Origin of the sequence: Pseudomonas bharatica CSV86, assembly GCF_000319305.2 — a bacterium.
GTDB lineage: Bacteria > Pseudomonadota > Gammaproteobacteria > Pseudomonadales > Pseudomonadaceae > Aquipseudomonas > Aquipseudomonas bharatica.
On sequence record NZ_AMWJ02000002.1, the window covers coordinates 2137830 to 2158491 of the forward strand.

General features: G+C 64.9%; 21 protein-coding genes and 2 pseudogenes. 20 read left to right on the top strand and 3 right to left on the bottom strand.

Annotated features, from left to right (window positions below):
- Window positions 1–8: 8 nt before the first annotated feature.
- From CSV86_RS23580 to CSV86_RS23620, 9 genes are all read left to right on the top strand, one after another.
- Window positions 9–1013: an aspartate carbamoyltransferase catalytic subunit gene (locus CSV86_RS23580; RefSeq protein WP_009397789.1), complete on the top strand. Its 1005-nt coding sequence runs from the start codon at window positions 9–11 to the stop codon at window positions 1011–1013.
- Complete coding sequence (locus CSV86_RS23585; protein ID WP_009397787.1) at window positions 1010–2281, top strand: dihydroorotase; 1272 nt, start codon at window positions 1010–1012, stop codon at window positions 2279–2281. Before CSV86_RS23580 ends, CSV86_RS23585 begins: the two co-directional genes overlap by 4 nt.
- A gap of 377 nt (window positions 2282–2658) precedes the next feature.
- Window positions 2659–3189 carry an ATP-dependent protease subunit HslV gene (hslV, locus tag CSV86_RS23590; protein ID WP_009397786.1) on the top strand — a complete coding sequence of 177 codons (531 nt, stop codon included), beginning with the start codon at window positions 2659–2661 and terminating at the stop codon, window positions 3187–3189.
- A gap of 76 nt (window positions 3190–3265) precedes the next feature.
- Complete coding sequence (gene hslU / locus CSV86_RS23595) at window positions 3266–4603, top strand: ATP-dependent protease ATPase subunit HslU (protein ID WP_009397785.1); 1338 nt, start codon at window positions 3266–3268, stop codon at window positions 4601–4603.
- Window positions 4604–4678: 75 nt separating this feature from the next.
- Window positions 4679–5056 carry a gamma-butyrobetaine hydroxylase family protein gene (locus tag CSV86_RS23600; RefSeq protein WP_009397784.1) on the top strand — a complete coding sequence of 126 codons (378 nt, stop codon included), beginning with the start codon at window positions 4679–4681 and terminating at the stop codon, window positions 5054–5056.
- A 354-nt stretch (window positions 5057–5410) separates the two neighbouring features.
- Window positions 5411–7090 (top strand): class II poly(R)-hydroxyalkanoic acid synthase, encoded by a 1680-nt coding sequence (gene phaC, locus CSV86_RS23605; protein WP_009397783.1) that lies wholly within the window; start codon window positions 5411–5413, stop codon window positions 7088–7090.
- 58 nt (window positions 7091–7148) lie between these two features.
- Window positions 7149–8000 carry a poly(3-hydroxyalkanoate) depolymerase gene (phaZ, locus tag CSV86_RS23610; RefSeq protein WP_009397782.1) on the top strand — a complete coding sequence of 284 codons (852 nt, stop codon included), beginning with the start codon at window positions 7149–7151 and terminating at the stop codon, window positions 7998–8000.
- A 123-nt stretch (window positions 8001–8123) separates the two neighbouring features.
- The gene (gene phaC, locus CSV86_RS23615; protein ID WP_009397781.1) at window positions 8124–9806 is read left to right on the top strand and encodes a class II poly(R)-hydroxyalkanoic acid synthase; all 1683 of its coding nucleotides are present in this window, start codon (window positions 8124–8126) and stop codon (window positions 9804–9806) included.
- A 12-nt stretch (window positions 9807–9818) separates the two neighbouring features.
- Window positions 9819–10433: a TetR/AcrR family transcriptional regulator gene (locus CSV86_RS23620; RefSeq protein ID WP_009397780.1), complete on the top strand. Its 615-nt coding sequence runs from the start codon at window positions 9819–9821 to the stop codon at window positions 10431–10433.
- 288 nt (window positions 10434–10721) lie between these two features.
- Here the strand turns inward: CSV86_RS23620 and CSV86_RS23625 are convergent, their stop codons facing one another.
- The 3 genes from CSV86_RS23625 to CSV86_RS23635 all read right to left on the bottom strand — a co-directional run bounded on the left by CSV86_RS23625 (window position 10722) and on the right by CSV86_RS23635 (window position 12391).
- Window positions 10722–11552 carry a phasin family protein gene (locus tag CSV86_RS23625; RefSeq protein WP_009397777.1) on the bottom strand — a complete coding sequence of 277 codons (831 nt, stop codon included), beginning with the start codon at window positions 11550–11552 and terminating at the stop codon, window positions 10722–10724.
- 10 nt (window positions 11553–11562) lie between these two features.
- On the bottom strand, window positions 11563–11982 hold the full coding sequence (locus CSV86_RS23630) for a phasin family protein (protein WP_009397775.1): 420 nt from the start codon (window positions 11980–11982) through the stop codon (window positions 11563–11565).
- A 133-nt stretch (window positions 11983–12115) separates the two neighbouring features.
- Entirely contained in the window at window positions 12116–12391 is a 276-nt protein-coding gene (locus CSV86_RS23635) for a polyhydroxyalkanoic acid system family protein (protein WP_009397773.1), read from the bottom strand.
- A gap of 126 nt (window positions 12392–12517) precedes the next feature.
- Between CSV86_RS23635 and ubiE the strand changes: the two genes are divergently transcribed.
- The 11 genes and pseudogenes from ubiE to CSV86_RS33545 all read left to right on the top strand — a co-directional run bounded on the left by ubiE (window position 12518) and on the right by CSV86_RS33545 (window position 20559).
- Window positions 12518–13288: a bifunctional demethylmenaquinone methyltransferase/2-methoxy-6-polyprenyl-1,4-benzoquinol methylase UbiE gene (gene ubiE / locus CSV86_RS23640; RefSeq protein WP_009397771.1), complete on the top strand. Its 771-nt coding sequence runs from the start codon at window positions 12518–12520 to the stop codon at window positions 13286–13288.
- Window positions 13288–13910, top strand: a pseudogene (locus tag CSV86_RS23645) (ubiquinone biosynthesis accessory factor UbiJ). The gene ubiE and the pseudogene CSV86_RS23645 overlap by 1 nt, the downstream one beginning before the upstream one ends.
- Window positions 13907–15511: a ubiquinone biosynthesis regulatory protein kinase UbiB gene (ubiB, locus tag CSV86_RS23650; protein ID WP_009397767.1), complete on the top strand. Its 1605-nt coding sequence runs from the start codon at window positions 13907–13909 to the stop codon at window positions 15509–15511. Before CSV86_RS23645 ends, ubiB begins: the two are co-directional and overlap by 4 nt.
- Window positions 15512–15584: 73 nt before the next feature.
- The gene (gene hisI, locus CSV86_RS23655) at window positions 15585–15977 is read left to right on the top strand and encodes a phosphoribosyl-AMP cyclohydrolase (RefSeq protein ID WP_009397765.1); all 393 of its coding nucleotides are present in this window, start codon (window positions 15585–15587) and stop codon (window positions 15975–15977) included.
- A gap of 2 nt (window positions 15978–15979) precedes the next feature.
- Complete coding sequence (locus CSV86_RS23660) at window positions 15980–16315, top strand: phosphoribosyl-ATP diphosphatase (RefSeq protein WP_009397764.1); 336 nt, start codon at window positions 15980–15982, stop codon at window positions 16313–16315.
- Window positions 16316–16340: 25 nt separating this feature from the next.
- Window positions 16341–16613 carry a twin-arginine translocase TatA/TatE family subunit gene (locus tag CSV86_RS23665; protein ID WP_009397756.1) on the top strand — a complete coding sequence of 91 codons (273 nt, stop codon included), beginning with the start codon at window positions 16341–16343 and terminating at the stop codon, window positions 16611–16613.
- 4 nt (window positions 16614–16617) lie between these two features.
- Window positions 16618–17013, top strand: coding sequence for a Sec-independent protein translocase protein TatB (tatB, locus tag CSV86_RS23670; RefSeq protein WP_009397755.1), 396 nt, complete (start codon window positions 16618–16620; stop codon window positions 17011–17013).
- Window positions 17010–17801: a twin-arginine translocase subunit TatC gene (tatC, locus tag CSV86_RS23675; protein ID WP_009397754.1), complete on the top strand. Its 792-nt coding sequence runs from the start codon at window positions 17010–17012 to the stop codon at window positions 17799–17801. The genes tatB and tatC overlap by 4 nt, the downstream gene beginning before the upstream one ends.
- Entirely contained in the window at window positions 17798–18505 is a 708-nt protein-coding gene (locus CSV86_RS23680; RefSeq protein WP_009397753.1) for a 16S rRNA (uracil(1498)-N(3))-methyltransferase, read from the top strand. The genes tatC and CSV86_RS23680 overlap by 4 nt, the downstream gene beginning before the upstream one ends.
- Window positions 18506–18654: 149 nt before the next feature.
- A pseudogene (locus CSV86_RS33540) lies at window positions 18655–19704 on the top strand (methyl-accepting chemotaxis protein); the annotation flags it as partial.
- Between the two features lie 141 nt (window positions 19705–19845).
- Complete coding sequence (locus CSV86_RS33545; RefSeq protein WP_376699772.1) at window positions 19846–20559, top strand: methyl-accepting chemotaxis protein; 714 nt, start codon at window positions 19846–19848, stop codon at window positions 20557–20559.
- Window positions 20560–20662: the final 103 nt, after the last annotated feature.

The window sequence follows — 20662 nt, forward strand, 5'->3', positions numbered from 1 at the left end:
CCCCCGCGATGACGCCAATCGACGCCAAGCGCCCGCTGCAGCTCAATGACCAGGGCCAGCTGCGCCACTTCCTCTCGCTCGACGGCCTGCCCCGCGAGCTGCTCACCGAAATCCTTGATACCGCCGACTCCTTCCTCGAAGTCGGCGCCCGGGCGGTGAAAAAAGTCCCGTTGCTGCGCGGCAAGACCGTGTGCAACGTGTTCTTCGAGAACTCCACCCGTACCCGCACCACCTTCGAACTGGCCGCCCAGCGGCTGTCGGCGGACGTGATCACCTTGAACGTGTCGACCTCCTCGACCAGCAAGGGCGAGACGCTGTTCGACACCCTGCGCAACCTCGAGGCCATGGCCGCCGACATGTTCGTGGTGCGCCATGCCGACTCCGGTGCCGCGCACTTCATCGCCGAGCACGTGTGCCCTGAGGTGGCGATCATCAACGGCGGCGACGGCCGTCACGCCCACCCGACCCAGGGCATGCTCGACATGCTGACCATTCGTCGGCACAAGGGCGGCTTCGAAAACCTCTCCGTAGCCATCGTCGGCGACATCCTGCACTCGCGGGTAGCGCGCTCGAACATGCTGGCACTGAAGGCCCTGGGGTGCCCGGACATCCGCGTGATCGGGCCGAAAACCCTGCTGCCGATCGGTATCGAGCAGTACGGCGTGAAGGTCTACACCGACCTCGCCCAGGGCCTGAAGGATGTCGATGTCGTCATCATGCTGCGCCTGCAACGCGAGCGCATGGCCGGCGGCCTGCTGCCGAGCGAAGGCGAGTTCTATCGCCTGTTCGGCCTGACCACCGCGCGCCTGGCCGGCGCCAAGCCGGATGCCATCGTCATGCACCCGGGGCCGATCAACCGTGGCGTCGAGATCGAGTCGGCGGTGGCCGACGGTGCCCATTCGGTGATTCTCAACCAGGTCACCTACGGTATCGCCGTGCGCATGGCGGTGCTGTCCATGGCCATGAGCGGGCAGAACGCCCAACGTCAATTCGAGCAGGAGAACGCCCAGTGACCCTCAGTATCCTCGGCGCCCGGGTCATCGACCCCAACAGCGGCCTGGACCAGGTCACCGACCTGCACGTCGAAGGCGGCAGGATCGTCGCCATCGGCGCCGCCCCGGCCGGATTCAAGGCCACGCGCAGCATCGACGCCGCCGGCTTGGTGGCCGCGCCGGGCCTGGTCGACCTCAGCGTGGCCCTGCGCGAGCCGGGCTACAGCCGCAAGGGCACCATCGCCAGCGAAACCCGCGCCGCCGCTGCCGGTGGCGTGACCAGCCTGTGCTGCCCGCCCCGCACCAAGCCTGTGCTGGACACCTCGGCCGTGGCCGAACTGGTCATCGACCGCGCTCGTGCGGCCGGGCATGCCAAGGTGTTTCCGATCGGCGCCCTGAGCAAGGGCCTGGAAGGCGAGCAACTGGCCGAACTGGTGGCCCTGCGCGATGCGGGCTGTGTGGCCTTCGGCAATGGCCTGGAAAGCTTCGGCAACACCCGCACCCTGTGCCGGGCGCTGGAGTACGCGGCGACCTTCGACCTGACCGTGATCTTCCACTCCCAGGATCGCGACCTGGCCGCCGGCGGCCTGGCCCACGAAGGTGCCATGGCCAGCTTCCTCGGCCTGCCGGGCATCCCGGAAACCGCGGAAACAGTGGCCCTGGCCCGGGACCTGCTGCTGGTGGAACAAACCGGCGTACGGGCGCACTTCAGCCAGTTGACCAGCGCCCGCGGCGCGCAACTGATCGCCCAGGCCCAGGCCCGCGGCCTGCCGGTGACCGCAGACGTTGCCCTGTACCAGCTGATTCTTACCGATGAAGCGCTGGTGGACTTCTCCAGCCTATACCACGTGCAACCGCCGCTGCGCACCCGCGCCGACCGCGACGGCCTGCGCGAAGCGGTGAAGTCTGGGGTGATCCAGGCGATTTCCAGTCATCACCAGCCGCATGAGCGGGATGCCAAGCTGGCCCCGTTCGGCGCCACCGAGCCGGGCATCAGCAGCGTGGAACTGCTGCTGCCACTGGCGATGACCCTGGTTGCCGATGGCCTGCTGGACCTGCCGACCCTGCTCAAGCGTTTGTCGGCCGGCCCCGCTGCGGCGCTGCGCCTGCCGGCAGGCGAGCTGAAGTCCGGCGCCGCCGCCGACCTGGTGCTGTTCGACCCGCAAGCCTCCACCGTGGCGGGCGAGCAATGGCGCTCGAAGGGCGACAACTGCCCGTTCATCGGCCACTGCCTGCCGGGTGCCGTACGGTACACCGTGGTGGATGGGCATATCAGCCACGAAGGCTGAGACGCTAAAAGCATCGCTGGCAAGCCAGCTCCCACAGGTTCACTGCAAGGCTCAGGCCCGAGGTGATCCCTGTGGCAGGTTAACTGCAAGCTCAGGCCTGAGGTGGTCCCTGTGGCAGGTTTACTGCAAGTCTCAGGCCTGAGATGGTCTCTGTGGCAGGTTCACTGCAAGGCTCAAGCCTGAGGTGATCCCTGTGGCAGGTTCACTGCAAGGCTCAGGCCTGAGGTGGTCCCTGTGGGAGCTGGCTTGCCAGCGATTGAGGGCACTGCGGTCTCCGACCAAGGTCGCACCACCCGTCCCCCAAGGTTGAAATCCTTCCCTGCACCCCCATATGAGTCTGCACAGGCATTTTCGCCCCGCTGCGTGGAGACTCTCCCTTGACCACCATCGTTTCAGTTCGTCGCCACGGCAAAGTCGTCATGGGCGGCGACGGCCAGGTTTCCCTCGGCAACACCGTGATGAAAGGCAACGCCAAGAAGGTCCGTCGCCTGTACCACGGCCAGGTCATCGCCGGTTTCGCCGGTGCCACCGCCGACGCCTTCACCCTCTTCGAGCGCTTCGAAGGCCAACTGGAAAAACACCAGGGCCATCTGATCCGCGCCGCCGTCGAGCTGGCCAAGGAATGGCGTACCGACCGTTCCTTGAGCCGCCTGGAAGCCATGCTCGCGGTCGCCAACAAGGACGCCTCGCTGATCATCACCGGCAACGGTGACGTGGTCGAACCCGAGGACGGCCTGATCGCCATGGGTTCCGGGGGCGCCTACGCCCAGGCCGCCGCACGCGCCCTGCTGAAAAAGACCGACCTGTCGGCCCGGGAAATCGCCGAGACCGCCCTGAACATCGCCGGCGACATCTGCGTGTTCACCAACCACAACCTGACCATCGAGGAGCAGGACCTGGCCGAGTGATTCAGCTGTTCTGGCGCCCGGATACACCGCCGGGCTTTTCCACGCTGACACCACCGCCACGGGACCACCACATACCATGTCCATGACCCCCCGCGAGATCGTCCACGAACTCAACCGCCACATCATCGGCCAGGACGACGCCAAGCGCGCCGTCGCCATTGCCCTGCGCAACCGCTGGCGGCGCATGCAGCTCCCTGCCGAGCTGCGTGCCGAAGTCACCCCGAAGAACATCCTGATGATCGGCCCGACCGGCGTCGGCAAGACCGAGATCGCCCGCCGCCTGGCCAAGCTGGCCAATGCGCCGTTCATCAAGGTCGAAGCGACCAAGTTCACCGAAGTCGGCTATGTCGGCCGTGACGTCGAATCGATCATCCGCGACCTCGCCGATGCGGCGATCAAGATGCTCCGCGAGCAGGAAATGATCCGCGTGCGCCACCGCGCCGAAGACGCCGCCGAGGACCGTATCCTCGACGCCCTGCTGCCACCGGCCCGCGCCGGCTTCAACGAGGACGCCGCGCCAAGCGCCGACTCCAACACCCGCCAGCTGTTCCGCAAGCGCCTGCGCGAAGGCCAGCTGGACGACAAGGAAATCGAGATCGAAGTGGCCGAAGCCATGGGCGTCGATATCTCCGCGCCGCCGGGCATGGAAGAGATGACCAACCAGTTGCAGAGCCTGTTCGCCAACATGGGCAAGGGCAAGCGCAAGAGCCGCAAGCTCAAGGTCAAGGAAGCGCTCAAGCTGGTGCGTGACGAAGAAGCCGGACGCCTGGTCAACGAGGAAGAACTCAAGGCCAAGGCCCTGGAAGCGGTCGAGCAGCATGGCATCGTGTTCATCGACGAGATCGACAAGGTCGCCAAGCGCGGCAACGTCGGCGGTGCCGATGTCTCGCGCGAAGGCGTGCAGCGCGACCTGCTGCCGCTGATCGAAGGCTGCACCGTCAACACCAAGCTGGGCATGGTCAAGACCGACCACATCCTGTTCATCGCTTCCGGCGCGTTCCACCTGAGCAAGCCGAGCGACCTGGTTCCCGAGCTGCAAGGCCGCCTGCCGATCCGCGTCGAACTCAAGGCCCTGAGCCCGGAAGACTTCGAGCGCATCCTCAGCGAGCCGCACGCTTCGCTGACCCTGCAATACAGCGAGCTGCTCAAGACCGAAGGCCTGCATATCGAGTTCGCCCCGGAAGGCATCAAGCGCCTCGCCGAGATCGCCTGGCAGGTCAACGAGAAGACCGAGAACATCGGTGCCCGTCGCCTGCACACCCTGCTCGAACGCCTGCTCGAAGAAGTGTCGTTCAGCGCCGGCGACCTGGCCGCTGCCCACAGTGAGGCGCCGATCCGCATCGACGCCGAATACGTGAACAGCCATCTCGGTGAACTGGCACAGAACGAAGACCTGTCGCGCTACATTCTGTAAGCCTCGATACGCTACAAGCTGGACGTCGCCGATGTCCAGCTTGTAGCGTGCGGCCCTGTAGCCAAGGAGCCCGACATGTCCCGCCTGCCCACCGCAATCAACCTGCACAAAGCCTCGAAGACCCTGAGCCTGACCTACGGCCCGGGCGAGGTCTATCACCTGCCCGCCGAGTTCCTGCGCGTGCACTCCCCTTCCGCCGAGGTCCAGGGCCACGGCAATCCCATCCTGCAGTTCGGCAAGCTTGGCGTCGGCCTGGACAAGATCGAGCCCGCCGGCCAATACGCACTGAAATTGACCTTCGACGACGGCCACGACAGCGGACTGTTCACCTGGGAGTACCTCGAACAGCTGTGCCTGCGCCAGGACGAACTCTGGGCCGAATACCTCAAGGATCTCGCCGCTGCCGGCAAATCCCGCGACCCGTCCGAGTCTGTCATCAAGCTGATGCTCTAGCTCGGCACTCTGCTGTTTAGAGCGCATTTTCTAAACCGATCTGCTTGAATGCCTGCGGCACCGGCCATCATCTGGCCGGCTTGCGCATTGATGGAAAGTCGGGTAACCAATGGACCTGGCAGGTTCCCTGCATCCTCTGCACGGAGAAAGGGAACGGGCCGGGATGCCGAGAAAGCGAGCGAAAGCAGGCAGTCTTCTCGATGCGGACATTACCCCGCAACGCTCAACGCCCCTCTCGGCCGGCCGCAGGATCGCAACTCGTTATCATTGGTCACCCGAGCAGCAGTACCGGCATTGGTCTGGTAGTCGCCAGTCGCCGAGCGGTACTCGTCTCAGGACAACGGAGCGTCGTAGATGAGCAACAAGAGTAACGATGACCTGCAGCGCCAAGCCTCGGAAAACACGCTGGGTCTGAACCCGGTCATAGGCTTGCGCCGCAAGGATCTGCTGACTTCTGCCCGCATGGTGCTGCGCCAGGCCATCCGGCAACCGCTGCACAGCGCCAAGCATGTCGCGCACTTCGGCATGGAGCTCAAGGACGTGATCTTCGGCAAATCCAGCCTGCAGCCGGAAAGCGACGACCGTCGCTTCAACGATCCGGCCTGGAGCCAGAACCCCCTTTATCGCCGCTACCTGCAGACCTACCTGGCCTGGCGCAAGGAGCTGCATGACTGGGTCGGCGCCAGCAACCTGTCCGACACCGATATCAGCCGCGCCCACTTCGTCATCAACCTGATGACCGAAGCCATGGCCCCGACCAACACCATGGCCAACCCGGCGGCGGTCAAGCGCTTCTTCGAAACCGGTGGCAAGAGCCTGCTCGACGGCCTGGCCAACCTGGCCAAGGACATGGTCAACAACGGCGGCATGCCCAGCCAGGTGAACATGGAGGCCTTCGAGGTCGGCAAGAACCTCGGCACCAGCGAAGGCGCCGTGGTGTACCGCAACGATGTACTTGAACTCATCCAGTACGGCCCGATCACCGAGCAGGTCCACGAGCGTCCGCTGCTGGTGGTGCCGCCGCAGATCAACAAGTTCTACGTCTTCGACCTCAGCCCGGAAAAAAGCCTGGCGCGCTTCTGCCTGCGTTCCACGGTGCAGACCTTCATCATCAGCTGGCGCAACCCGACCAAGGCCCAGCGCGAGTGGGGCCTGTCGACCTATATCGACGCGCTCAAGGAAGCGGTCGACGTGGTGCTGGAAATCACCGGCAGCGACGACCTGAACATGCTCGGCGCCTGCTCCGGCGGCATCACCTGCACCGCGCTGGTCGGCCATTACGCCGCGCTGGGCGAGCGCAAGGTCAATGCCCTTACCCTGCTGGTCAGCGTGCTCGACACCACATTGGATACCCAGGTAGCGCTGTTCGTCGACGAGCAGACCCTCGAAGCGGCCAAGCGCCACTCCTACCAGGCCGGGGTGCTGGAAGGCCGCGACATGGCCAAGGTCTTCGCCTGGATGCGGCCCAACGACCTGATCTGGAACTACTGGGTCAACAATTACCTGCTGGGCAACGAGCCGCCGGTGTTCGACATCCTGTTCTGGAACAACGACACCACGCGCCTGCCGGCTGCCTTCCACGGCGACCTGATCGAGATGTTCAAGAACAACCCGCTGACCCGCCCCAATGCCCTCGAGGTATGCGGAACGCCCATCGACCTCAAGCAGGTCAGCACCGATATTTTCTGCGTCGCCGGAACCGCCGATCACATCACGCCGTGGCAGTCCTGCTACAGGTCGGCGCAATTGTTCGGCGGCAATGTCGAATTCGTGTTGTCCAACAGCGGACACATCCAGAGCATTCTCAACCCGCCGGGCAACCCCAAGGCACGCTACATGACCAGCAAGGAGATGCCTGCCGACCCCAACGCCTGGCAGGAAAACTCCAACAAGCACACCGATTCCTGGTGGCTGTACTGGCAGAACTGGCTGGGCGAGCGCTCCGGCGAACTGAAACCGGCGCCGACCGTGCTCGGCAACAAGGCCTATCCGGCGGGCGAGGCGTCGCCGGGCACCTACGTCCACGAGCGTTGAAACCGCCGCGCCGCCGGCCTGAAACCGGCGGCGCCTTATTCGCACACAGGGTCCGCGCATGCCGCAACCGTACGTTTTCCGAACCGTCGACCTGGATGGCCAGACCATCCGCACCGCGGTTCGCCCCGGCAAGCCGCACTTGACGCCGCTGCTCATCTTCAACGGCATCGGCGCCAACCTCGAGCTGGTATTTCCCTTTATCCAGGCCCTGGACCCGGACCTCGAAGTCATTGCCTTCGACGTGCCCGGGGTCGGGGGTTCGTCCACGCCCAGGCATCCCTATCGCTTCCCCGGCCTGGCCAAGCTGGCCGCGCGCATGCTCGACTACCTCGACTACGGCCAGGTCAACGCCATCGGCGTGTCGTGGGGTGGCGCCCTGGCCCAGCAGTTCGCCCACGACTATCCGGAGCGCTGCAAGAAGCTGGTACTGGCTGCCACGGCCGCTGGCGCAGTGATGGTGCCGGGCAAGCCCAAGGTGCTGTGGATGATGGCGAGCCCGCGGCGCTACGTGCAGCCTTCCCACGTGATCCGCATCGCCCCGCTGATCTACGGCGGCGCCTTCCGCCGCGATCCGGACCTGGCGCTGCACCATGCGTCCAAGGTGCGCTCGGGCGGCAAGCTCGGCTACTACTGGCAGCTGTTCGCCGGCCTCGGCTGGACCAGCGCCCACTGGCTGCACAAGATCCAGCAACCGACCCTGGTGCTGGCCGGCGACGACGACCCGCTGATCCCGCTGATCAATATGCGTTTCCTGGCTTGGCGAATCCCCAATGCCCAGCTACACATAATCGACGATGGACATTTGTTTCTGATTACCCGTGCCGAGGCGGTGGCGCCAATCATCATGAAGTTCCTCCAGGAGGAACGCCAACGCGCCGTCATGCACCCCCGGCCCGCCCCGAGCGCCTGAACCGCCCCTCATCGCCCGCACTTTCGACAGGAACGTCGAAGCATGCGGGCGCGCTGGTCGAGGTGGAGTCGCTCATGAATCCTGGTTCAGTTTGTCGATGGCCCGACGACGGAGTGTTGCCCGATGAAAGACAAGCCCGTGAAGGCGGTAGCGCCTACCCCCTCCACCTATATCAATGTGCAGAGCGCCATCACAGGACTGCGCGGGCGCGACCTGGTCTCGACCCTGCGCAACGTCGGTCGCCATGGGCTGCGCCATCCGCTCTACACCGCACGTCACCTGCTCGAACTGGGCGGCCAACTGGGCCGCGTGCTGCTGGGCGATACCCTGCACCAGCCCGGTTCGCGGGACAATCGGTTCAAGGACCCGGCCTGGAGCCTCAACCCCTTCTATCGCCGAGGCCTGCAGGCCTACCTGGCCTGGCAGAAACAGACCCGCCAGTGGATCGATGAAAGCAGCCTGGACGAGGACGACCGCGCCCGCGCGCACTTCCTCTTCACCCTGCTCAACGATGCCGTATCGCCGAGCAATACCCTGCTCAACCCCGAGGCGGTCAAGGAAGTCTTCAATTCCGGCGGGCTGAGCCTGGTACGCGGCCTCGGCCACCTGCTGGACGATCTGCGCCATAACAATGGCATGCCGCGCCAGGTGGCGAAGGACGCCTTCGAGGTCGGTCGCAACCTCGCCACCACCCCGGGCGCGGTGGTGTTTCGCAACGAGCTGCTGGAGCTGATCCAGTACAGGTCGATGAGCGAAAAGCAGTACGCCCGGCCGCTGCTGATCGTGCCGCCGCAGATCAACAAGTTCTATGTGTTCGACCTCGGCCCCGGCAACAGCTACGTGCAGTACATGCTCAAGAACAACCTCCAGGTGTTCATGATCAGTTGGCGCAATCCAGACCCGCGTCATCGCGAATGGGGCCTGTCGAGTTATGTGGCGGCGCTGGAGGAAGCCTTGAACGTCTGTCGCTCCATCACCGGCAGCCGCGACGTCAACCTGATGGGCGCCTGTGCCGGCGGCCTGACCATGGCGGCGTTGCAGGGTCACTTGCAGGCCAAGCGGCAACTGCGCCGGGTACACAGCGCCACGTACCTGGTCAGCCTGCTGGACAGCCAGATGGAAAGCGCCGCCAGCCTGTTCGCCGACGAGCAGACCCTCGAGGCGGCCAAGCGCCGCTCTTACCAGCAAGGCGTGCTCGACGGTGGCGAGATGAGCCGGGTGTTCGCCTGGATGCGCCCCAACGACCTGGTGTGGAACTATTTCGTCAACAACTACCTGCTCGGCAAGACCCCGCCGCCGTTCGACATCCTCTATTGGAACAACGACACCACGCGCCTGCCCGCCGCCTTGCATGGCGACCTGCTGGACTTCTTCAAATACAACCCGCTGGCCCATCCCGCCGGGCTGGAGGTATGCGGCACGCCGATCGACCTGGGCAAGATCGGCGTCGACAGCTTTCATGTCGCCGGGCACAACGACCACATCACTCCGTGGGACGCGGTGTACCGCTCGGCCCTGCTGCTCGGCGGCGAGCGACGCTTCGTGCTGTCCAACAGCGGCCATGTGCAGAGCATCATCAACCCGCCGGGCAATCCCAAGGCGCACTATGTGCTCAACGCCAAGCTCAGCAGCGACCCGAGGGCCTGGTACTACGATGCCGAAAAGACCGAGGGCAGTTGGTGGCCGCTGTGGCTGGAGTGGATCCAGGGGCGTTCCGGCGCCCTGCGTGAAACCGGCACAAGCCTGGGCAGCGCCAGCTACCCGGCGATGGACCCTGCACCGGGCCAGTACGTGCTGGTGCGCTGAGCAGAGGACCGGATGAAGACCCGCGACCGCATCCTTGAATGTGCCCTGCTGCTGTTCAACGAGCAGGGCGAACCTAACGTCTCGACCCTTGAGATCGCCAACGAACTGGGGATCAGCCCTGGCAACCTGTATTACCACTTCCACGGCAAGGAGCCGCTGGTGCTCGGCCTGTTCGAGCGTTTCGAGGAGGAACTGACGCCGCTGCTTGATCCGCCGCTGGAAGTGCGCCTGGATGCCGAGGATTACTGGCTGTTCCTGCACCTGATCGTCGAGCGCATGGCGCAGTACCGGTTCCTGTTCCAGGACCTGTCGAACCTGACCGGGCGCTTGCCCAAGCTGGCGCGGGGCATCAGGAACCTGCTCAACGGACTGAAACGCACCCTGGCCACGCTGCTGGCCAATCTCAAGGCGCAGGGGCAGGTGATCAGCGACACCCGGGCGCTGGGGCAACTGGTGGAACAGATCACCCTGACCTTGCTGTTTTCCCTGGATTACCAGCGGGTACTGGCCAAGGAAGCGGAGGTGGGTGTGGTGGTGTACCAGGTGATGATGCTGGTGGCACCGCACCTGGAATTGCCGTCGCGGCATGCGGCGGAGCAGTTGGCTTTGAGGTATCTGGAAGGCTGATGGCCCTATCGCTGGCAAGCCAGCTCCCACAGGTTCGCGCCGTTGCCGGCGGCATCTGCAAGGCTTGAGGCCCATCGCTGGCAAGCCAGCTCCCACAGGTTCGCGCCGTTGCCGGCGGCATCTGCAAGGCTTGAGGCCCATCGCTGGCAAGCCAGCTCCCACAGGGTCACCACTGCCCTTGAGAGCGGCACTGTACCTGTGGGAGCTGGCTTGCCAGCGATGAGGCCCGAAAGGACAAAACAAAACGCCCGGCACTGAGCCGGGCGTTTTGTTTGCAGCCGCCTGTGATCAGGTCTGGCTGGTGGGCGTGGCCGGTGCCGATGGCGCCGGAGCGCTGTTGGCGGCCGGTGCGGCGCTGGCTGCTGGAGCCGCGCTGGCAGCCGGAGCCGCTGGCTTGGCCGCAGGCTTCGGTGCCGCAGCTTTCTTCACCGCCGGCTTCTTCGCCGCAGCCGGCTTGGCTGCCGGTTTGGCGGCTGCGGGTTTCGCTGCTGGCTTGGCCGCAGGCTTGGCAGCCGGTTTCGCAGCAGCGGTTTTCGCCGCTGCAGGTTTGGCTGCCGGCTTGGCCGCCGCAGGTTTCGCCGCGGCAGCCTTGGCTGCAGGTTTGGCCGCCGCGGTTTTCGCCGCAGGCTTGGCCGCTGCCTTGGGTGCCGCCTTGGCCAGCGGCTTCGCAGCAGTCGCCTTGGCCGCCGCAGGCTTGGCCGTGGAAACCGGCGTCACCGATTTGCCGGTCAGCTTCTCGATCTGCTTGGTCAGCGTATCGACCTTGCTGTGCAGTGCCTTGACCTCGTTGCGGCTCGGTACGCCGAGACGCGAGATAGCACTGTTCAGGCGCTTGTCGAACGCTTCCTCCAGTTCACTCCACTTGCCCAGCGCGCGGTCCTTCACATCACCGACACGGGAGGTCGCCGACTTTGCGGTCTCCTTGGCCGTGTCGACGCTGCTCTTGGCCTGCTTCTCAGCTTTCTCGCCATCCTTGACCAGATCGTCGAAGAGCTTGGTGCCGTCCTTGTCGATCTTCGAATAAATACCCAGGCCCGCCAGCCAGATCTTGCGGGAGTACTTCTCGATTCCCCCGATCCAGGAGCTGCCTTCTTTCTCAGTAGTCTTCTTGCCAGCCATCCCGCTCTCCTTATTGTTTGCCCGCGACACGTTCGAGCAATGCCGTCAGCTCATCGAGCTTGGCGGAAAGTGTCTCCACGTCATGTTTAGACGGAATGCCGATGCGATTCAAGGCGCTGGCGACCCGTGTGTCGAAAGCCTTTTCTATTTTGTCGAGCTGAACTTCGACTTTTCCCTTGACGCTGCGCAGCTCCTGCCTGGCCGAATCGATCTCGCCGTTGGCCGCGTCGAGCTCGCGATCGATGCGTTTCTTGCCGCGTTTTTCCACGGCTTCGCCGGCCTTGATCAGGTCCTTCACGTAATCAGCACTCTCCTGGCCGACCCGGGTGTAGGCGCCCAGGCCCGCCAGCCAGATCTTGCGCGCATAGCCGCGCACTTCACCCAGGCTGCCCTGGACATCGTCTTTTTTCTTCAGGATCACTTTGGCCATGTTCTGCACCTCGCACTCATTGAAAGGAATGGAAGAACTACCCACGGATCGGGGATTGCAGAGCACGTTACGGAGAAAAATTAGAATCGACACCCTAAAGACCGGGACGCATTGCACGCCCCGGTCGCAGGATTCAGGCCAGCGCCTTGTCCAGCGCCCGCTCGATCTCGGCCTTGATAGTGCCGCCCATGATCGACAGCATCATGCCCAGCTTGAGTTCCACGCGGATGCTGTCGTCGCCGATCTCCACGCTGCCATTGGCGCCGCTGCGCTTGACCTCGACCCGGTCACCCTTCCATTGGGCCTTCAGGTCGTACTCGCGGGAGAGCTTTTCGACCAGGGCTTCGGCCTTCTGACGGGCGGCGTCGCGGCCGAGGCTGTGTTTACGTTCAACGCTGATCTGGGTCATTCATGAGGTCCTGGCTGCAAGGGCATACTGGCGCATTATGCCCCCGCCTACAGCCGCGACAACCCCGCCAAGACAAATGCAGTTCCACGCCCTAGAATGGCGAGTAATTTTTCCCGGTGAAGCGATATGAACGAGCAGCGCAAAGGCGATAACGCCGAACCCACCACTCATTTCGGTTACCAGAGCGTCCCTGAAAGCCAGAAAGCCGACAAGGTCGCCGAGGTCTTTCATTCGGTAGCCGCCAAATACGACCTGATGAACGACGTGCTTTCCGGCGGCATGCACCGCCTGTGGAAACGCTTCGCCATCGAGCTGTCCGGTGTGCGCAGCGGCAACCGGGTCCTGGACATCGCCGGCGGTACCGGCGACCTGACCCGCAAGTTCTCCCACCTGGTCGGCCCTACCGGCCAGGTCGTGCTGGCCGATATCAACGCCTCGATGCTCAAGGTCGGCCGTGACCGCCTGCTCGACCTGGGCGTGGCCGGCAACGTCGAGTTCGTCCAGGCCGATGCGGAAAAACTGCCGTTCCCCGACAACCACTTCGACTGCGTGACCATCGCCTTCGGCCTGCGCAACGTGACGCACAAGGACGACGCCCTGCGCTCCATGCTGCGTGTACTCAAGCCCGGCGGTCGCCTGCTGGTGCTGGAGTTCTCCAAGCCGACCAGCAAGCTGATGTCCAAGGTCTACGACGCCTACTCCTTCGCCTTCATGCCGCTGGCCGGCAAGCTGATCACCAACGATTCGGAAAGCTACCGCTACCTGGCCGAGTCGATCCGCATGCACCCCGACCAGGAAACCCTCAAGGCCATGATGGTCGACGCCGGCTTCGACCGCGTCACCTACCACAACATGACCAACGGCATCGTCGCCCTGCATCGCGGTATCAAGCCCTGATGCTGGTCGCCGGCCTTCTCGCCAGCGTCGAACACGGCATCAACCGTGTCCTGCGCCTGGACAGCACCGCGCTGCCGCGCCTGGCCCCCTCGATGGCAAGGTGATTGCCATCGACTGCCGCCAGCCGGCCCTGCAACTGTTCATCCTGCCCAGCGACGAAGGCCTGCTCCTGGCCAGCCAGTGGGCCAATGCCCCCGACTGCACCCTGCGCGCCCCGGCCAGCAGCCTGGTACAACTGGCCCTGAGCCAAGACAAGACCGCCGTATTGCACAGCCCGCAGGTCGAACTGGACGGCGACAGCACCGTATTGCTCGACCTGGTCGGCGTACTCCAGGACCTGGAGCTGGACTGGGAGTACGAAGTCTCCCGCTGGCTCGGCCCGGTCGCCACCCAATTGCTCGGCAGCCACCTGCGCAGCCGCGCGCGCTGGACCCGCAGCAGCCTATCGAACCTGGGCCGCACCGCCTCGGAGTACCTGGCCGAGGAATCGCGCACCCTGGTCGGCCAGCGCGAAGCCGAAGCCCGCTTCGCCGAACTCGATACCCTCAAGCTCGACATTGAACGCCTCGAGGCGCGCATCGAGCGCCTTGCCCGATCCCTTGAATCCAGCGATAACGCATGAAGCTGCTCGCCGTACGCCGTCTGTTGCGCATCCAGCGCGTCGTCATCCGCTACCGTCTCGATGACCTGCTGTTCGACCTGCCCCTGCCCTGGTGGCTGGCCTCGCTACGCCTGCTCATGCCGTGGCGCTGGCTGCCGCGCCGCAAGTCCGAACTGAGCCGTGGTGCGCGCCTGCGCCTGGCCCTGCAGGACCTCGGCCCGATCTTCATCAAGTTCGGCCAGTTGCTTTCCACCCGCCGCGACCTTTTGCCGGCGGACATCGCTGACGAACTGATGCTGCTGCAGGACCGCGTCCCGCCTTTTGACCCGCAAAAAGCCGTGGCGCTGATCGAGGAGCAACTGGGCGCCAAGGTCAGCGAAGTCTTTTCGCGCTTCGACGTCGAGCCGCTGGCCTCGGCTTCGGTGGCCCAAGTCCATGCCGCGCGCCTGAAGAGCGGCGAGGAAGTGGTGGTCAAGGTGGTGCGTCCCGGCCTCAAGCCGGTGATCGCCCAGGACCTGGCCTGGCTGTTCCTGATCGCCCGAGGCGCCGAGCGGGTATCGGCGGACGCGCGCCTGCTGCACCCGGTGGACGTGGTCAGCGACTACGAGAAGACCATCTACGACGAACTCGACCTGCTCCGCGAGGCGGCCAATGCCAGCCAGTTGCGGCGCAATTTCGAGGGCTCGGACATGATGTACGTGCCGCAGGTCTATTGGGACTGGTGCCGGCCGAAAGTGCTGGTGATGGAGCGCATCTACGGAATCCAGGTCACCGACCTGGAAAGCCTGGCCGACCAGCGCACCGACATGAAGATGCTTGCCGAGCGTGGCGTGGAGATCTTCTTCACCCAGGTATTCCGCGACAGCTTCTTCCACGCCGACATGCATCCCGGCAACATCTTCGTCAGCACAGTGAAGCCGTGGAGCCCGCAGTACATCGCCATCGACTGCGGCATCGTCGGCAGCCTGACCCCGGAAGACCAGGACTACCTGGCCCGCAACCTGTTTGCGTTCTTCAAGCGCGACTACCGCCGCGTCGCGCAGTTGCACATCGATTCCGGCTGGGTGCCGGCGCAGACCAAGCTCAACGAATTCGAAGCGGCGATCCGCACCGTGTGCGAGCCGATCTTCGAGAAGCCGCTCAAGGATATTTCCTTCGGCCAGGTGCTGATGCGCCTGTTCCAGACGGCGCGGCGCTTCAACATGGAAGTGCAGCCGCAACTGGTGCTGCTGCAGAAGACCCTGCTGAACATCGAAGGCCTGGGCCGCCAGCTTTACCCGGACCTGGACCTATGGACCACCGCCCAGCCGTTCCTGGAGCGCTGGATGCGCGAGCGGGTGAGCCCGAAGACCCTGCTGCAGAACCTGCACAGCCAGGTCGAGCAGGTGCCGCACTTGGCCAACATGACCCGCGACCTGCTCGAACGCATGTCGCAGCCGCACCTCAATGACCCGCCCGCCCCGTGGAAGCAGCAGGACCACTGGGCCCTGCGCCTGGTCGGGGCGGCCCTGCTCGCAGGCGGCGCAGTCGTCGCCAGCACGGCCGGCAACCTGGTCGCCACCAGCGTCTGGCCGGCCTGGCTGATGCTCGCCGCAGGGCTCTACCTGGTGGTGCGCCGATAGCCACGACGGCTCGCGGCTGGCACACTAGCCGCCGGCATCGGCGCGGGGCCGTGGCCTGACTTGGGAGTCGAACATGAAAGACTGGCTGGACGAGATCAAGTGGGACAGCAACGGCCTGGTACCGGCCATCGCCCAGGACCACAAGACCGGGCGCGTATTGATGATGGCCTGGATGAACCGCGAATCCCTGGCCCTGACCGCCGCCGAGCAGCGCGCCATCTACTGGTCGCGCTCGCGTGGCAAACTGTGGCGCAAGGGCGAGGAGTCCGGCCACGTGCAGAAGCTGCATGAACTGCGCCTGGACTGCGACGCCGACGTGATCATCCTGATGGTCGAGCAACTGGGCCACATCGCCTGCCACACCGGGCGCGAAAGCTGCTTCTACCGCGTCTTCGAAGACGGCCAGTGGAAAATCGTCGATCCGGTCCTGAAGGACCCGGACGCCATCTACAACGCAGGACACTGAACATGAGCGACACCCTGAGCCGCCTGGCCGAAGTACTGGAAGCGCGCAAGGGCGCGGCCCCCGACAGCTCCTACGTGGCCAGCCTGTACCACAAGGGCCTGAACAAGATCCTGGAGAAGGTCGGCGAGGAATCGGTGGAAACCATCATCGCCGCCAAGGACGCCGCCGTCAGCGGCGACTGCAGCGATGTGATCTATGAGACTGCCGACCTGTGGTTCCATAGCCTGGTCATGCTCAGTGCCCTGGGCCAGCACCCGCAGGCCGTGCTGGCCGAGCTGGAACGCCGCTTCGGCCTGTCCGGCCATGACGAAAAAGCCGCTCGCCAGCCATCGGCCTGACTGACATTCATTCGAGGAGAGCACCATGGGTATTTTTGACTGGAAACACTGGATCGTCCTGCTGGTCGTGGTCGTGCTGGTCTTCGGCACCAAGAAGCTCAAGAACTTCGGCAGCGACCTGGGCGAGTCCATCAAGGGCTTCCGCAAGGCCATGAACGAAGACGACAAGCCGGCCGACCCGAACGTCCAGGCCGCGCAACCCTCCCAGCCTGTACCACCGCAGGGCACCCCGCTGAACCAGCCGCAGACCATCGACGGCCAGGCGCAGAAGGTCCAGGAACCTGCAAGGAAAGAGTGATCCCATGTTCGGCATCAGCTTCAGCGAGTTGCTGCTCGTCGGCCTGGTCGCCCTGGTGGTGCTCGGCCCCGAGCGCCTGCCCGGCGCGGCGCGTACCGCCGGCCTGTGGATCGGGCGCCTCAAGCGCAGCTTCAATTCCATCAAGCAGGAAGTGGAGCGCGAGATCGGTGCCGACGAGATCCGTCGGCAGTTGCACAACGAGCACATCCTCTCGATGGAGCAGGAAGCCCGGCGCATTCTCAATCCGCAGAGCGTGACGCCGGATCCGGCCGCCACGCCGGGCAGCCAGCCGGCCCCGGTGACTGAAGCCGCGCCCGTGCAACCCGTGACGCCTGCGCCTGAACCGGCCACCGTCACCCCGCCGTCCACCGAACCGACCCAACCGCCGCGAGCCCCATGAGCGAGATTCCGGAACACGACCAGCCCATGCCGCTGGTGTCGCACCTCACCGAACTGCGGACCCGCCTGCTGCGCTGCGTGGCGGCGGTCTTCCTGATCTTCGCCGGGCTGTTCTCCTTCGCCCAGCAGATCTACACCCTGGTCTCGGCGCCGCTGCGCGCGCACCTGCCGGCCAACGCGACGATGATCGCCACCGACGTCGCCTCGCCGTTCCTCACGCCGTTCAAGCTGACCATGATCGTTTCGCTGTTCCTGGCGATCCCGTTCATCCTGTTCCAGATCTGGGGGTTCATCGCACCGGGGCTGTACCGCCATGAAAAGCGCGTGGCGATCCCGCTGCTGGTTTCCAGCATCCTGCTGTTCTACGCCGGCATGGCCTTCGCCTACTTCCTGGTGTTCCCGCTGATCTTCGGCTTCTTCGCCAGCGCCACCCCCGAAGGCGTGTCGATGATGACCGACATCGCCAGTTACCTCGATTTCGTCATGACCCTGTTCTTCGCCTTCGGCGTGGCCTTCGAGATTCCGGTGGCGGTGGTGCTGCTGGTCTGGATCGGCGTGGTAGATGTGCAGTACCTGCGCAAGATCCGTCCGTACGTGATCATCGGCTGCTTCGTGGTCGGCATGATCCTGACCCCGCCGGACATCTTCTCGCAGACCTTGCTGGCCGTGCCGATGTGGATGCTGTTCGAGATCGGCGTGCTGTTCGGCGGCCTGGTGCGCAAGCGCCGCCAGGAAGAAGAAGCCAGCGACGATACCCCGGACGACCAGCCGCCAGCGACCCAGCCGTGAACCTGCTGCTGCTCGAGGAGGCCGATTTCATTGCGGCCGACCGCGCGGTCCTGAGCGACCGCCGTTTCATCCATATGCAGGAGATCCATCGCGTCGCGGTGGGCGACAGCCTGCGCGTCGGCCGGATCGGCGGGCTGATGGGCCAGGCGCGGGTCGAGCGCCTGGAAGGCCATGAAGCGGAACTGTCCCTGAGCTTCGACCAGGCGCCACCGGCCAAGCTGCCGCTGACCCTGGTACTGGCCCTGCCGCGCCCGAAGATGCTGCGCCGGGTGTTCCAGACCATCGCCACCATGGGCGTGGCGAAACTGGTGCTGGTCAACAGCTACCGGGTGGAAAAGAGCTTCTGGCAGACGCCCTTCCTCGAACCCGAAACCATCCGCGAAAACCTCATCCTCGGCCTGGAGCAGGCCCGCGATACGGTGCTGCCCGAGGTCGTGATCGAGAAGCGCTTCAAGCCTTTCGTCGAGGACCGCCTGCCGGCCATCACAGCCGGCACCCTGGGCCTGGTCGGTCATCCCGGCAACCATCCGCCCTGCCCGCGCGGGGTCGAGGGGCCGGTGACCCTGGCCATCGGCCCGGAAGGCGGCTGGATTCCCTACGAGGTCGATCTGCTGGGCAAGGCCGGGCTGGCCCCGGTGCAACTGGGCGAACGCATCCTGCGCGTGGAAACTGCGGTCACCGCCCTGCTGGCGCGTCTGTTCTAACAACGCTCATACGACTAACGGCTACCTCTTCGGCCCCCGTTTGGGCGCTTTTGCCTCCTTCAGTTTTGCCATCCCGGGCCGATTCAGACGAACAAGCAAAATAAATCTGCCTCGCCTGACAGAACCGGAGTTACCGCATGTACCGTTGGATGGCCCAGCACCTGGGGAATGTGAGCGTCAATCGCAAATTGGGGATCGGCTTCAGCATCGTGCTGCTGCTGACCCTCGCCATTACCTTCACCGGTTGGCAGGGCCTGAGTGGCGTGATCGGCCGGGGCGACAAGCTCGGCGAGATCTCCGAGGTGTACCAGGGCACCCAGGCCCTACGGATTGCCAGGCAGACCTACGAACACAACCGTGACGCGGCTTCCACCGCCCAGGTGGAAAAGGCCATGACGACGCTCGGCGCGACCCTGGAGCGGGTGAGCAAGGGCGTCAAGGAGCCCGAGGACAGCCAGCGCCTGGCCCAGCAAAGCCAGGCATTGCGCGGCTACGAGAGTGCCTTCGCCGACCTCAAGCGCGCCGCCGATGCCCGCGAAGCCGCCCGCGCCATTCTCGGCAGCAGCGCCGACAAGGCCGCCGCGCTGCTCGACCAAGTGCAGCAGGGCCTGCTGCAGAACGGCGACATCGTCATCTTCAACAACGCCGTGGAAACCGCGAAGCTGTTGCAGCAGGCGCGCTTCCAGGTGCGTGGCTACACCTACAGCGGCAAGGAAGAATTCCAGGCCACCGCACTGACCGCTATCGACGAGGCCCTGGCGCTGATAAAAGCGCTGCCCGGCAAGGTACCTGCGGACCATCAGGCCAACCTGGGCAGGGCTGCCGAGGCGCTGGGCGCCTACCGGGGCGCTGTGGTCCAGATCGGCAACGCCCAGCAGGCCAGCGACAAATCCCTGGCCGAAATGGGCAAGCTGGGCAATCGCCTGCTCGACCTGAGCATGGAACTGACCCAATCCCAGACCCGGATTCGCGACAACGAGACGCAGCACGCCAAGTCCATGCTCGGCCTGGCCACGCTGCTGGCCCTGGCCTTCGGTATCCTCGCCTCCTGGGCCATCACCCGGCAGATCGTCGTGCCGCTACGGCAAACCCTGAGCGCCGTGGACCGTATCGCCAGCGGCGACCTCAGCCATGACCTCACCGACCAGCGCCGCGACGAGCTGGGCCAGTTGCAGCGCAGCATGCAACGCATGACGCTGAACCTGCGCGAGCTGATCGGCGGCATCGGCGACGGCGTCACCCAGATCGCCAGCGCTGCCGAAGAACTGTCGGCGGTCACCGAGCAGACCAGTGCCGGGGTCAACAACCAGAAGGTCGAGACCGATCAGGTTGCCACTGCCATGAACGAAATGGCGGCCACCGTGCATGAAGTCGCGCGCAATGCCGAAGAGGCTTCCGAGGCGGCGAAGATGGCCGACAACCAGGCCCGCGAGGGCGACCGCGTGGTGGCCGAGGCCATCGTCCAGATCGAGCGCCTGGCCAAGGAAGTGGACAACTCCAGCGCCGCGATGAATGACCTGAAGACGGAAAGCGCGAAAATCGGCAGCGTACTGGACGTGATCAAGTCGGTGGCCGAGCAGACCAACCTGCTGGCCCTCAATGCCGCCATCGAAGCGGCCCGGGCCGGCGAGGCCGGACGCGGCTTCGCCGTGGTCGCCGATGAAGTGCGCAGCCTGGCGCAGCGCACCCAGCAGTCCACCGAGGAAATCGAGGAACTGATCGCCGGGTTGCAGAACGGCACCCAGCAGGTAGCGACGGTGATGGACAACAGCCGCAGCCTGACCGACAGCAGTGTGCAACTGACCCGCAGCGCCGGGGTTTCGCTGGAAACCATTACCAAGACCGTGTCGTCGATCCAGGCGATGAACCAGCAGATTGCGGCGGCGGCAGAGCAGCAGAGTGCGGTGGCGGAAGAGATCAACCGCAGCGTGATGAACGTGCGGGATGTATCGGATCAGACGGCGGCGGCGAGCGAGGAAACGGCGGCATCCAGCGTGGAGCTGGCGCGGTTGGGGACGCATTTGCAGTCGCTGGTATCGCGGTTCCGCCTGTAATCCATCGGTGTGGCTGATGGCCCTATCGCTGGCAAGCCAGCTCCCACAGGGTCCGCGGTGCACGCGATACCTGTGGGAGCTGAAGGCCCTCAGGTGGTTGGGG

Excerpts from the sequence above, each read along its gene's own strand:
- CSV86_RS23580 (WP_009397789.1), top strand. The coding sequence starts at position 9 with ATGACGCCAATCGACGCCAAGCGCCCGCTGCAGCTCAATGACCAGGGC.
- hslU (WP_009397785.1), top strand. The coding sequence starts at position 3,266 with ATGTCCATGACCCCCCGCGAGATCGTCCACGAACTCAACCGCCACATC.
- CSV86_RS23600 (WP_009397784.1), top strand. The coding sequence starts at position 4,679 with ATGTCCCGCCTGCCCACCGCAATCAACCTGCACAAAGCCTCGAAGACC.
- phaC (WP_009397783.1), top strand. The coding sequence starts at position 5,411 with ATGAGCAACAAGAGTAACGATGACCTGCAGCGCCAAGCCTCGGAAAAC.
- phaZ (WP_009397782.1), top strand. The coding sequence starts at position 7,149 with ATGCCGCAACCGTACGTTTTCCGAACCGTCGACCTGGATGGCCAGACC.
- phaC (WP_009397781.1), top strand. The coding sequence starts at position 8,124 with ATGAAAGACAAGCCCGTGAAGGCGGTAGCGCCTACCCCCTCCACCTAT.
- CSV86_RS23620 (WP_009397780.1), top strand. The coding sequence starts at position 9,819 with ATGAAGACCCGCGACCGCATCCTTGAATGTGCCCTGCTGCTGTTCAAC.
- CSV86_RS23625 (WP_009397777.1), bottom strand. The coding sequence starts at position 11,552 with ATGGCTGGCAAGAAGACTACTGAGAAAGAAGGCAGCTCCTGGATCGGG.
- CSV86_RS23630 (WP_009397775.1), bottom strand. The coding sequence starts at position 11,982 with ATGGCCAAAGTGATCCTGAAGAAAAAAGACGATGTCCAGGGCAGCCTG.
- CSV86_RS23635 (WP_009397773.1), bottom strand. The coding sequence starts at position 12,391 with ATGACCCAGATCAGCGTTGAACGTAAACACAGCCTCGGCCGCGACGCC.
- ubiE (WP_009397771.1), top strand. The coding sequence starts at position 12,518 with ATGAACGAGCAGCGCAAAGGCGATAACGCCGAACCCACCACTCATTTC.
- ubiB (WP_009397767.1), top strand. The coding sequence starts at position 13,907 with ATGAAGCTGCTCGCCGTACGCCGTCTGTTGCGCATCCAGCGCGTCGTC.
- hisI (WP_009397765.1), top strand. The coding sequence starts at position 15,585 with ATGAAAGACTGGCTGGACGAGATCAAGTGGGACAGCAACGGCCTGGTA.
- CSV86_RS23660 (WP_009397764.1), top strand. The coding sequence starts at position 15,980 with ATGAGCGACACCCTGAGCCGCCTGGCCGAAGTACTGGAAGCGCGCAAG.
- CSV86_RS23665 (WP_009397756.1), top strand. The coding sequence starts at position 16,341 with ATGGGTATTTTTGACTGGAAACACTGGATCGTCCTGCTGGTCGTGGTC.
- tatB (WP_009397755.1), top strand. The coding sequence starts at position 16,618 with ATGTTCGGCATCAGCTTCAGCGAGTTGCTGCTCGTCGGCCTGGTCGCC.
- tatC (WP_009397754.1), top strand. The coding sequence starts at position 17,010 with ATGAGCGAGATTCCGGAACACGACCAGCCCATGCCGCTGGTGTCGCAC.
- CSV86_RS33545 (WP_376699772.1), top strand. The coding sequence starts at position 19,846 with ATGAACGAAATGGCGGCCACCGTGCATGAAGTCGCGCGCAATGCCGAA.